The following is an 11,326-nucleotide window of genomic DNA, read 5'->3' on the forward strand; positions in this document are numbered from 1 at the left end:
GCGGGCCGCGTCGTCAAGAATCCTCCCCGGCGGGCCCCCGTCGCCGCCGGCCCGCCCTCCGCCGAAGGGCCGGGGCGGACGGTGCGGACGGCTGCAGAGTCGTGGAGCCGCCGGCCCGCGCGCCGACGTGCCCGCGCACGGACGGACGGGAGGGGCTCCCGTCCGTCCGTGCGGCCCGCGGTCCGGCTCGCGGGCGGGCACGGCGGCCGGGCGGGCACCCCGGGAGAGGGAGTGTCCGCCCGCGGTCGGGCTCAGGTCGCGATCACCTGCGGGACCGCGACGGACTTCAGCCCCTCCGCGCCGAACTCCAGCCCGTAGCCGGATCCCTTGACGCCCCCGAACGGCACCATCGGGTGCACCGTCCCGTGCTTGTTGATCCAGATCGTGCCCGCCTCGATGCGCGACGCGACCTGCTTGGCCCGCTCCACGTCGCCCGACCAGACCGACGCGCCCAGCCCCACGTCGAGAGCGTTCGCGTGCGTGATCACCTCGTCGAGGTCGGAATAGGCGATGATCGGCAGCGCCGGCCCGAACTGCTCCTCCACAACGAGCGGTGCGTCAGCGGGCGGTCCGGTGACCAGCGTCGCCGGGAAGAAGTTGCCGGGAGCCTCCCGGTCGGGACCGCCGCCGGTGATCAGGCGCCCGCCCGCGGCCGCGGCCTGGGCCACGAGGTCGTCGACGATGCGGAACTGTCCGGCGGTGGTCAGAGGGCCGAGCATGCTGGCCTCGTCGGTTCCCGGCCCCATGGGCATCCGGGCCGCCACGCCGGCGAGTGCCTCGGCGACTTCGTCGTGGAGGGACTCGTGCACGTACAGGCGCTTGAGCGCGGCGCACGTCTGGCCCGTGTTGATGAAGGCGCCCCAGAAGAGGTCCTCGGCGATCGCGGCCGGATCCGCGTCGGGAAGCACGATCCCCGGGTCGTTGCCGCCGAGTTCGAGCGTGAGCCGCGGCAGGTTGGCGGCGCTCGCCGCGGTGATCGCCCTGCCCGTCCGGGTCGAACCGGTGAACATCAGCTTGTCGAACGCCGGATGGGCCACCATCGCGGCGCCGAGGTCCCCGCCCCCGGGCAGTACCGTCAGCACGCCCTCGGGAAGCACCCGGTTGACGATCGCGGCCAGTGCGAGCACCGACAGCGGCGTGTGCTCCGAGGGCTTCATCACCACGGTGTTGCCCATGCGCAGGGCGGGGGCGAACTGCCAGGTGGCGATGAGCGCCGGCCAGTTCCACGGTCCGATGGCGCCCACCAGGCCGGCGGCCCGGTAGCCGAGGGTCGCCTGCCCGGACTCGTCGTCGAGTACCCGTTCGGGCTCGAGCGGGGTCGCGGCGGTGGCGCGCAGCCAGGCCGACACCCCGCCCGCTTCGAACCGGCTGCCGGGGCCGTTCAGCGGCTTGCCCTGCTCCCGGGAGATGAGATGCGCCAGCGCCTCGGCCGACCGGTCGACGGCGTCGGCCGCGGTGTTCAGCAGCCGGGAGCGCTCCTCGTGGCCGAGCGACTCCCAGTCGGGCTGCGCCGTGCGTGCGGCCGCGACGGCCTGCTCGAGGTCGCCGGTACCGCGTTCCGGCGCCCGGCCGAGCACCTCGCCGGTGGCGGGGTCCGACACCGGCCGGCCGCCGTCCGCCGCCGTCACGGCGGCCAGCAGACTCTCGTAGGTCTCCATTGTCCTGTCTCACCTCTGTGTCGTCTCGACGGTCCGTGTCGGCACGCGCCCGAGCGGGGGCGTGCGGGCGTAGGAGGGGGCCCGCGCGGGCGCGCACGGCTCACGCGGGAAAGGCCGATCGTGCGGAGTAGCCGAAGTCCGCGGCCAGCGCCGCGCCGTGGATTCCGGCGGCGGCGGGGGACGCGAGGAACAGCACGTGCTCGGCGATGTCCTCGGGCCGATGGACGGGAAAGTCCGCGCCGCTGAAGTCACCGCGGTCGAGGTCGCCGCGGCTCATCGGCGTGTCGACGACGGACGGGCAGACGGCGTTGACACGCACCTCGCCGGCCGTCTCCACCGACAGGGCCCGCGCGAGCTGGACCACGGCGGCCTTCGACGCGCAGTAGGGGACCATCCCCGGGGCGGCGACGAGCGCGGAGTCGCTCGCCACCAGCACCGCGGCGCCGTGGGGCGAGCGGCGCAGGGCGCCGAGGGTGTGCTTCAGCGTGAGGTAGGCGCCGGTGGCGTTGGCGGCGAAGACCCGCTGCCAGTCCGCGAGGGAGACCTGCTCCAGCCGGCTGCCCACCGGACCGGAGACACCGGCGCAGGTGACGACGGCGTCGATGCGCCCGAGGCGCTGGAGCGCCGACGCGACGGCCGAACGCATCGACGCCTCGTCCGCGACGTCCGCGGTGATCGCCGGCGCCGGTCCGGCCCGGCCCGCGCGCAGTGCCTGCGCCTGCTCCTGCGCACCAGCGCCGTCGCGGTCCAGCAGCACCGGTGTCGCCCCCCGGGCGGCGGCCCGGCGGGCGACGGCGGCGCCGATACCGCTCGCCGCTCCCGTGATGAGGACGACGGCGCCGTCGAGGTCCGGGAATGTGCTCGTCACCGTGGTCTCCCGTTCCCCTCAGCCGAACGCCAGGGTGGGGACGTCGACGATGTGCGCGCCGCCGTCGACCACCAGGGTCGCTCCGTTGACGTAGCCGGCGTCGGGACCGAGCAGGAACGCGACCGCGCCGGCGACCTCCTCCGCGGCGGCGGGCCGGGCGAGCGGCACGTCGCGGGTCACGGCGGCGTAGGCGGCGTCGATGTCGGCGGCGCCCCCGCCGTCGACGAGGACCCGCATCTCCTCGTCGGCCATGGGCGTGCGGACCCAGCCCGGGCACACGGCGTTGGCCCGCACCCGGGGCCCGTAGTCGCGCGCCAGCGACCGCACGAGCCCGAGCAGCGCGTGCTTGCCGACCGTGTATCCGGCCGTCTGCGGTGCCGCCCGCAATCCCGAGAGGGAGGAGACGACCACGATGCTCCCCTGCGACGCCTCCAGAGACCCCAGCGCTTCGCGGGCGGTGACGAACGCCGTCGTGAGGTTGCCCTCCAGACTCGCGCGCCAGGCCTCGTCACCGGTGGCGCCGATGGTGTCGTAGCCGTGTCCTCCCGCGTTCGCCACGACGCCGTCGAGGCTCCCGCAGCGCTCGCCCGCCTCGTCGACGACGCGGCGCATGGCGGCGCCGTCCGCTGCGTCGGCGACCATCGCGGTGATGCGCGGGTGAGTCGCGGCGACCTCCTCCAGCGGTTGGCGCCGCCGACCGGCGATGACGACGTCGCCGCCGTCCGCGGCCAGGCGGGCCGCGATCGCGGCGCCGATCCCGGTGCCGCCGCCGGTGACCAGGTATCCGCTCATTCGGCCGCCTCCGTGATCGTTCTGCCGGGGGCGACGCGGTCGAGGTCCTGGTCGAGGGAGTGCCACACCTGCGGTCGGGACGACCTCAGCCGGAACCCGAGGATGACGGCGAGGACGGCGGCGATGGGCACCAGCCAGGGGAGCAGGGTGATGACCCGGCTGTCGCTGCCCGCGAGCTCGGGGAAGTTGGCGAAGGCGAGGACCGTCACGGTCCACAGCCCCGCACCGCCGACGAGCGGGAGCGCGAAGGTCGTGAGCCGGCGCGGGTCCCGGACCCGCCGGAAGTGCACCACGATGGCGGTCGCCGCGAGCGCCTGGAGCACGATGATGCCCAGTGTGCCGATACCGGTGAAGACCGCGACGAGGTCTCCGACCGGGTCCAGGCCGGCGATCGCGTGGGCCATCGCGACGGCGGTGGCGAAGACGAGCTGTGTCGTCGAGGCGACGACCGGCACCCCGTTCTCGCGCCGGGTGTGGGAGAGCGGACGCGGCAGCACGCCGACCCGGCCCAGGGCGTAGAGGTAGCGGGTGGCGGCGTTGTGCAACGCGAGCAGTGCCGCGAAGAGGCTCACCACCAGCAGCAGCATCATCACGTCGGTCATGCCCTCGCCGAGGTACTCGCGGGAGACGACGAGGACGAGGTCGCCGGCCTCGAGGTGCTGCAGAGCGGTCTCCCGGGTCTCACGCACACCGAGGGCGGAGACGATCGCCCACGTTGTGACGGCGGCGAACACGCCGATGAAGGTGATCGCGATGTAGGTGGCGCGCGGGATCGTGCGCTTCGGGTCGCGCGCCTCCTCGCCGAACAGCCCGGTGGCCTCGAAGCCGACGAACGCGTTGGCCGCGAACAGCAGCCCGAGCCCCAGCGAGCCTGCGAGGAACACCTCCGGCAGGAAGGGCTCGAAGGAGTAGCCGGTGGTGAGGAGCACGGCGACGTCGAGGACGACCAGGATCGCGACCTCGAGGATCAGGGCGGCGGCCAGCACCTTCGCCGAGAGGTCGATGCCGCTGCGCGTCAGCAGCCACACGGCCGCGACCGAAGCCAGGCTCCAGACCCACCACGGCAGGTTCAGGCCGAAGACGTCGGCGACGACCAGCGAGGTGAAGAACCCGCTGGCGCCGACCGCCCCGGCGACGAAGCAGTTGTAGCCGACCAGGGCGATGAAGGCGCCGACGAGTCCCGGGAGGCGTCCGAGTCCGCGGACGACGTAGGCGTAGAACCCGCCGGCGTTGACGAGGCCTTTGGCCATCTGGGCGTAGCCGACGGCGAAGAGCAGGAAGACGCCGGTGGCGAGGAGGAACATCATGGGCGTCCCGCCGCCGGCGCCCACGGCGAGGTTGATTCCGCCGATGACGATGATGCCGGTCAGCGGTGCGACGGCCGCCAGGACGAGGAACACGATCCCCGGCACGCCGAGGTGTCCCTGGAGTCTCGTTTCTGGGGTGGGGGACATCGTCTGCTTCCTTCTCCCTGCCGGTCGGGACGCCGCGGCGTCAGTGTTCGGTGGCGTTGAGGATCTCGGCGCGCGCTCCGACCGGGAAGTTGACGAGCGATTCGGAGTCGAAGCCCGCGTGGCCGAAGATCTTTCCGTCGGTGCGCATGCTGCCGAGGTCGATCAGGACGAGGCCGAGGGTCGGGACGACCTTCTCTCGCCAGACGAAAAGGGACAGCCGCTCCCGGAGCGCGACGTGGTGGCACCGGTCGGTGTCGGCGAGGCCCGCTTCGGCCCCGCTCAGGCAGTGCCAGGTGTACAGCTCCGGGGTGAGGTAGATGTGCTCGTAGACCTCACTCGGCGAGTAGGTGTAGGTGTTGCGCAGTCCGACGAGTGCCGCCGTCGGTGCGTGGGGGGCCGCGGCGGGGCCGCCGATGCCGCCGTGGACGATGCGCGCGGTCACGCCGGTGGGCTCCGCTCCCCTCCGGATGCGGGTGTAGGCGGACTCCCGCCTCGCTTCCGCGTCCGGCAGCCGGCCCTCCACACGGGTGGCGGCCCCCGTGTCGAGGTCGAGGACGAAGCTCGTGGACACCCCGCCCGCTACGCCGTCGACAAGGTAGACGCCGGAGCGGATCGAGGTCACCCGCGCGTCGGTGGCGCCGTGCCCGCCCCACGCGGCGCGGCCCTCGGCGATGCGCAGCGTGGTCGGAGCGTCGAAGTGCAGGGTGAAGGTCTGGCCGTCGAGGTCGGAGGTCGCGTCCAGGAGGTCACCCTCGGGGGAGAACTCCGCGCCGAGGGCGCCGACCGGGATGAATGAGCCGTTCATGGGCATTCCGTGTCGTCGAGCGGTGGAGCCGGATGCCGTTCACCATGAAGGAGCCCCGGCGAAAAGGGCTAGGACGAGCGCGCAGAAGCCTTGTCCACCGACGCGCGTCTTATCGAGCGGCGGCACGGTCCCGCCGGGGCCGGTGACCTCCGATGCGCGCTCAGGGACAAGCACGCCGCAGCCGGGCGCAAGACGCCGCGGCCCGCCTGAGCGCAGGATGCGGGCCAATCACTCATCGCCCTCGCGGCGCCGTGGCGGCACCGTGGGATGGGAGGCCACCGTGACCGAACGACCGAAGAACGTCCGACGCCGCAGGTTCCTGCAAGGCGCCGGAGCCGGAATCGCACTCGGGGCACTCGGCGGTGCGACCGCGGCGGCGGCCGGCCCCGGCCACGCCGCCGGGCGCGGGAAGGCGGACCTGCTGCTGCACAACGGCCGGGTCGTGACCATGGCCGGCGGGTTCGAGGCCGCCGAGGCCATAGCCGTCAAGGACGGCGTGGTGCAGGCGGTCGGGCGCACCTCTGAGCTGCGCCGATTCACGAACGCGCGGACCGGGGTCGTCAACCTCCGCGGCCGCACGGTCATCCCCGGCGTCAACGACGCGCACTTCCACCCGATGGGGCTGGGCACGAACCAGCCGCCGCTCACCCTCGATCTCAGCCGAGACGCGGTCAGCTCCATCGCCGAGATCCGCGACCTCGTCGCCGAGGCCGCCCAGAGCAAGGAGCCGGGGGAATGGATCCGCGGATTCGGCTGGGACCAGGGGTACCTCGCCGAAGGCCGCTACCCCACCCGGCACGACATCGACGAGGTCTCCCCGAACCATCCGGCCGCCCTGCGCGAATGGTCCGGGCACGCCCTGTGGGTGAACACCGAGGCGCTCGAGCTCGCCGGCATCACCCGCGACACCGAGGCACCGCCCGGAGGCGAGATCGTCAAGGACGGCGACGGCGAGCCGACCGGCCTGCTGCTGGAGGGGGCCGCCGGCCTCGTCAGCGTCCCCCCTTTCACCGAGGAGGAGCAGCGCCGGGGCATGCGGATGGCCGTCGACATCATGCACAGGTACGGCATCACCTCGATCACCGACGCGGGAGTCGCCCCCGGAATGGTCGACCTCTACCGCGACCTGCAGGGCTCGGGCGACATCCGGCAGCGGGTGACCGTGATGATCTCGGCGGCCACCGCCGATCTCCGCGCGGCGCTGCTCGGTGTGCGCGAGGTCGAGACGGACCCGGCCTGGCTGAACGTCCGCCAGGTCAAGGTCCGTGTCGACGGGGTGCCCACACAGGCGCGGACCGCCTGGCTGTCCGAGCCGTATGTGGGCGGCGGCACCGGAGGCCCGGTTCTTCCCGGCGACACCCTGGAGGAGCAGCTCGCCACCCTGCACGACCAGGTCATGACCGCACACGAGCTGGGGTTCCAGGTGGGCTCGCACACCACCGGCGACAGGGCGATCGCGGCGGCGCTCGACGCCTACGAGGCCGCGATCGCCGAATTCGGCGGCAAGGGCCTGCGCCACTACATCATCCACGGCGACCTGACGACCCCCGAAGACCTGGAGCGCATGGCCGAGTCCGGGTTCCCGGCGAGCTTCAACCCCCAGATCAAGCGCTCCCTCTCGCACCAACTGGTCGATGTGATCGGCCGGGAACGCACGGACTACCAGTGGCCGTACCGCAGCGCGCTCGATCTCGGGGTCTCCGTGGGAAGCGCCTCCGACTCCCCCGTGGTCGGGGTCGGGGACTTCCGCGAGGGACTGGCCGCGATGCTGACGCGCAAGAGCCTGGCGACCGGCGAGGTGTTCGGCGCCGATCAGGTCATCGGCCTCGAAGAGGCCCTGGCGACCTACACGACCGCGGGCGCGTGGCAGGACCGCGCCGAGGACTGGAAGGGCACGCTCGCCGAGGGCATGGCGGCCGACCTCGCGGTTCTCGACGGCGACCTCCTGGACACACCGGCGGAGGAGATCGTGGACATCCCCGTATCGATGACCGTGGTCGGCGGCGACGTGGTCTACGACGCCTCCAGCGACGCGCCTGCGCCTACCGCCTCCCCCGCGTCAGCGGCGAGCGGTCTGGTGAAGTACATGAGCACCGGCTGCTGCGACGTCTGACCTCCCCGTGAGGCGGCCCCGCCGACGACGCGGTGTGCAGGCGCGCGGCGGGCACCGGAGCACCCGCGCCCCCGGCCGACCGGCTCTCCTCCGGGACTCGGCACCGATCGTTGCCTACACTCGACGGTGACGCGACATGTCGCGTCAGGGGACGTGCTGGAGAATGCGCGCCCCCGAGAGCCTTCGACCACGAGGTGAGCACAATGGCCAACCTGCAACGCCTGCTCCGGCAGGTCTTCGGCTACATCCGCAAGAACCCCGGCAAGGCGAACCGGCATCTGCACACGGTCGGCGAGACGGTGAAGAAGCGCACCGGCGGCAGGTACAACCGGCAGATCGACAAGGCCACCGGCGCGGCGTCGAGGTACCTCGCAAAGCAGAGCGGGCGCGGGGGGCGCGGCGCTCCGGGCAAGCGCGACCCGCGGCACCGGCCCGACGGCCACGACCGCCGGCGGGACCGCTGAGCCGGCACGCTCCTCCGGCGAGGAGGCGCCAAAGGCCGGTCTCCGCCGCGCCCGGCCTCCGATGATCAGCGGCGGCCGCCCGTTGCCGGCGGGGCTCTCGACGGGCGGCGTCGTCGACCCTCGGAGGGGCGTGCGCGAACGTCGCGCGCGCGGAGCCGGGCCCGTGGCCGCCGCCCTCGCCCCGCCCGCACGGCCCGCTCCGGTGGCACCCCGCCGCTCAGCGGTGGGCCCCGCGCCCCTCGCAGACCGGGCGGTGGACCGGTGCACGCCCGTCCCGGCCGCGGCGATCCCGCGTTCTCCCGGAGCGATGCGGAGCGCATCACCGCCATCGTGCTCGCCGGGGTCCAGCCGCCCCGGACCGGCTCGCAGACCCGTGCCCTCCGCCCGCGGGCGACCGGCCGCCGCCCTTGCGCGGACGAGGGGGACGGGAAGCGCACGCACCGGCCGAGGCGGTGCGGGCCGGACGGGTCTCCGCCGCCGCCTGCGGGCTCATGGTGCTCCTGGCCGCCGCGACGGTCCGCCCGCGCCCCTTCGGCCCTGAGGCGCCGGGCGAGGGGTTCTAGTATGACCGGTGTGATCCGCGTACTCCTGGCCGACGACGAGTCCATGATGCGAGCCGGGCTCCGCTCGATCATCTCGTCCGCCGCCGACGACATCGGCGTCGTCGCCGAGGCGGGCGACGGACGCTCCGCCGTCGACGCCGCATTGGCGTTCAGACCCGACGTGGTCCTCCTCGACATCCGCATGCCCGCCATGGACGGTCTGAGCGCGGCCGCGGAGCTGCGGCGGCTGGTACCGGCCGCGGCCGTCGTCATCCTGACCACCTTCTGCGAGGACGAGTACATCGCCGGCGCCTTGGACGCCGACGTAGCGGGGTTCGTGCTGAAGTCGGGCGACCCCGACGAACTCGTGACGGCGGTCCGCGCGGCCCACGAGGGCGCCTCCTACCTCTCCCCCAAGGTGGCCCGCCGGGTCATGCAGCAGGTCAGCGGCAGCGCGATGACGCGGCGCTCCGCGGCCCGCAACCGCCTGGAGCCGCTGACGCCGCGCGAGCGCGAGGTGCTCGCCCTGGTGGGCGCCGGCCTGTCCAACGCCGAGATCGGCCGACGGCTCCACCTCGTGGAGGGGACGGTGAAGGCGCACGTCAGCGCCCTCCTCGTCCGGCTCGGGGCGCAGAACCGCGTTCAGGCGGCGGTGCTGGCCCACGAGGCCGGAATCGTGTCCGACGCCGACCCCGCGGGCGGATAGGTCACACGTCTCTGATCCGGACCGTCCACGCAGCCGCTGCCACCGCCGCGCCGGACCAGGCCAGCAGCACCAGCGCCTCCTCCCACTGGCCGGACACGAACCGCCAGCCGGCCGGCGAGGGCGTGTAGTCGGCGACGGTCGTGAGCCAGGCCAGGCCGAACCTGTCGGCGGCGAAGCCCAGCAGCTCGGGGACCAGGACCAGGAGCACGACGAAGATCGTCAGCGCGCCGGCGGTCCGGCGTACCAGGGTGCCGATGCCCAGGCCGAGCGTCGCCAGGAAGGCCGGGTAGAGGCCCATCCTGGCCACGTCGGCGGCCTCGGCGGCGCCCAGGTCCCCGAGCTCGTCGAACCGCGCCGCGGCCACGCCGACCCCCAGCGCCGCGATCGCGGTCCCGGCGACGAGCACGGCGCCGCCCACCACGAGCGCCTTGGCGGCCATGACGCGGGGGCGGGAGGGCGTGCACGCGAAGGTGACGGTGATGCTGCGCGAGGCGAACTCGCCGGTGACGGCCGCGATCCCGAGCGCGCCCAGGATGTACTGGACGAAGTTGGCCAGCGCCTGGACGGCGACCGGCACCGCGAGCACGGTGGCGGGGTCGCGGTCGTCGGAGGCGAGCACGGTGACGGCGAGCATGGCGGCGGCAGCGCCGCCGACGAACCACCAGGTGGAGCGGACCGTCACCAGTTTGTGGAGCTCGGCGGCGGTGGTCGCGAAGGTGGTCGCGGCTCGGGGGGTCTGCGCGGCGGGGGAGGCGGTCACGGCGTCCCTCCCCCGTGCGCCGGCCCGGTGCGGTCGGCGGCGTACTCGACGCTCTCCTCGGTCAGGCTCAGGTAGGACTCCTCCAGCGAGGGCTCCACGGCCGCCAGGCCGTGCAGGACGACGCCCAGCTCGTGCGCCAGCTCGCCCACCGCTTCCGGCCGCCGGTCCGCGACCCGCAGCTCCTGCGGCCCCGCCCATCGGGCGCCGTCGAGCGCGTCGGCAAGCGGCTGCAGCGCCGGGCCGCGCACCGCGGTCCCGGTACCGGTGCGCAGCTCCGCCATCGCGGCGTCGGCGAGCAGCCGCCCCCTGCCCACCACGACCAGCCGGTCGGCCGTCTGCTCCATCTCGCTCATCAGGTGGGAGGACACGAAGACGGTGCGCCCCTGCGCGGCCAGGCTGCGCAGCAGCGTGCGGATCCACCGGACGCCGTCGGGGTCGAGGCCGTTGACGGGCTCGTCGAGCATGAGGATCTCGGGGTCGCCCAGCAGCGCGCCGGCGATGCCCAGCCGCTGGCTCATCCCCAGCGAGTAGGTGCCGGCCCGGCGCCGGGCGGCCTGCGTCATTCCGGTGGTCTCGAGCACCTCCTCCACCCGCCGCAGCGGAATGCGCTGGCTCAGGGCCATGGCCCGCAGGTGGTCGCGTCCCGAGCGGCCCGGATGCACGGCCGTGGCATCCAGCAGCGCGCCGACGGTCCGCAGCGGCTGCTTCAGCCGGGCGTAGGGCACGCCTTTGACGAGCGCGCTGCCCGAGGTCGGCGTGTCGAGCCCGAGGATCAGGCGCATCGTCGTGGACTTGCCGGCGCCGTTGGGCCCCAGGAAGCCGGTGACGGCCCCCGGGTGGAGTTCGAGGTCCAGCCCGTCGACGGCGGTGGTGCCGCCGTAGCGTTTGGTCAGGCGTCTCAGTCGGATCATGCCGGAGAACCTATGGCCGCACGCCCCCTGCGCACCCGATCCGATCGTCGCCTGCCATCCCTGACTTTCGTCTAAGTGACTGTTGGGTATGCGGGTGATTACGCGGATCGGGTGGCAGGGCGATTACTCCAGCGTGCGCTCTGACCAGCCAGCCGTGTCGCCATCAGGCGGATCATCGCGATCTTGACCATGGTCTCGGAGTTGCCGGTCAGACGCTCGTAATCACGGGCCAAACGCCGGTTGCGCACCAGCC

General features: G+C 73.6%; 10 protein-coding genes. 3 read left to right on the forward strand and 7 right to left on the reverse strand.

Annotated elements, in window-relative coordinates:
* Window positions 1-251: 251 nt before the first annotated feature.
* From ABD284_RS18635 to ABD284_RS18655, 5 genes are all read right to left on the reverse strand, one after another.
* Window positions 252-1,658, reverse strand: coding sequence for an aldehyde dehydrogenase family protein (locus ABD284_RS18635; protein ID WP_344145152.1), 1,407 nt, complete (start codon window positions 1,656-1,658; stop codon window positions 252-254).
* Window positions 1,659-1,758: 100 nt separating this feature from the next.
* Window positions 1,759-2,526, reverse strand: coding sequence for an SDR family NAD(P)-dependent oxidoreductase (locus tag ABD284_RS18640; protein ID WP_344145154.1), 768 nt, complete (start codon window positions 2,524-2,526; stop codon window positions 1,759-1,761).
* An 18-nt stretch (window positions 2,527-2,544) separates the two neighbouring features.
* Window positions 2,545-3,318 (reverse strand): SDR family NAD(P)-dependent oxidoreductase, encoded by a 774-nt coding sequence (locus ABD284_RS18645; protein ID WP_344145156.1) that lies wholly within the window; start codon window positions 3,316-3,318, stop codon window positions 2,545-2,547.
* Complete coding sequence (locus ABD284_RS18650; RefSeq protein WP_344145158.1) at window positions 3,315-4,772, reverse strand: APC family permease; 1,458 nt, start codon at window positions 4,770-4,772, stop codon at window positions 3,315-3,317. Before ABD284_RS18650 ends, ABD284_RS18645 begins: the two co-directional genes overlap by 4 nt.
* A gap of 40 nt (window positions 4,773-4,812) precedes the next feature.
* Window positions 4,813-5,577, reverse strand: a complete 765-nt coding sequence (locus tag ABD284_RS18655; protein WP_344145160.1) for a MoaF C-terminal domain-containing protein — start codon at window positions 5,575-5,577, stop codon at window positions 4,813-4,815.
* Window positions 5,578-5,857: 280 nt separating this feature from the next.
* Here ABD284_RS18655 and ABD284_RS18660 point away from each other — a divergent pair, with 280 nt between their 5' ends.
* The 3 genes from ABD284_RS18660 to ABD284_RS18670 all read left to right on the forward strand — a co-directional run bounded on the left by ABD284_RS18660 (window position 5,858) and on the right by ABD284_RS18670 (window position 9,402).
* Window positions 5,858-7,690 (forward strand): amidohydrolase, encoded by a 1,833-nt coding sequence (locus ABD284_RS18660; protein ID WP_344145162.1) that lies wholly within the window; start codon window positions 5,858-5,860, stop codon window positions 7,688-7,690.
* A gap of 203 nt (window positions 7,691-7,893) precedes the next feature.
* Window positions 7,894-8,154 (forward strand): antitoxin, encoded by a 261-nt coding sequence (locus ABD284_RS18665; protein ID WP_344145164.1) that lies wholly within the window; start codon window positions 7,894-7,896, stop codon window positions 8,152-8,154.
* 573 nt (window positions 8,155-8,727) lie between these two features.
* Complete coding sequence (locus ABD284_RS18670) at window positions 8,728-9,402, forward strand: response regulator (protein ID WP_344145166.1); 675 nt, start codon at window positions 8,728-8,730, stop codon at window positions 9,400-9,402.
* 1 nt (window position 9,403) lies between these two features.
* On the opposite strand, the gene ABD284_RS18675 is transcribed toward ABD284_RS18670, so the two are convergent.
* Together ABD284_RS18675 and ABD284_RS18680 are read right to left on the reverse strand one after the other, a co-directional pair.
* On the reverse strand, window positions 9,404-10,162 hold the full coding sequence (locus tag ABD284_RS18675) for a hypothetical protein (protein WP_344145168.1): 759 nt from the start codon (window positions 10,160-10,162) through the stop codon (window positions 9,404-9,406).
* Window positions 10,159-11,073, reverse strand: coding sequence for an ATP-binding cassette domain-containing protein (locus ABD284_RS18680; protein WP_344145170.1), 915 nt, complete (start codon window positions 11,071-11,073; stop codon window positions 10,159-10,161). The genes ABD284_RS18675 and ABD284_RS18680 overlap by 4 nt, the downstream gene beginning before the upstream one ends.
* Between the last annotated feature and the right edge of the window lie 253 nt (window positions 11,074-11,326).

The sequence above is a fragment of the Streptomonospora arabica genome (genome assembly GCF_039531585.1).
In the GTDB taxonomy this organism is placed as follows: Bacteria; Actinomycetota; Actinomycetes; order Streptosporangiales; family Streptosporangiaceae; genus Streptomonospora; species Streptomonospora halophila.

What these genes read in the sequence shown, in the direction of transcription:
- ABD284_RS18635 (WP_344145152.1), bottom strand. Translation starts at nt 1,658, where the DNA reads ATGGAGACCTACGAGAGTCTGCTGGCCGCCGTGACGGCGGCGGACGGC.
- ABD284_RS18645 (WP_344145156.1), bottom strand. Translation starts at nt 3,318, where the DNA reads ATGAGCGGATACCTGGTCACCGGCGGCGGCACCGGGATCGGCGCCGCG.
- ABD284_RS18650 (WP_344145158.1), bottom strand. Translation starts at nt 4,772, where the DNA reads ATGTCCCCCACCCCAGAAACGAGACTCCAGGGACACCTCGGCGTGCCG.
- ABD284_RS18655 (WP_344145160.1), bottom strand. Translation starts at nt 5,577, where the DNA reads ATGAACGGCTCATTCATCCCGGTCGGCGCCCTCGGCGCGGAGTTCTCC.
- ABD284_RS18665 (WP_344145164.1), top strand. Translation starts at nt 7,894, where the DNA reads ATGGCCAACCTGCAACGCCTGCTCCGGCAGGTCTTCGGCTACATCCGC.
- ABD284_RS18680 (WP_344145170.1), bottom strand. Translation starts at nt 11,073, where the DNA reads ATGATCCGACTGAGACGCCTGACCAAACGCTACGGCGGCACCACCGCC.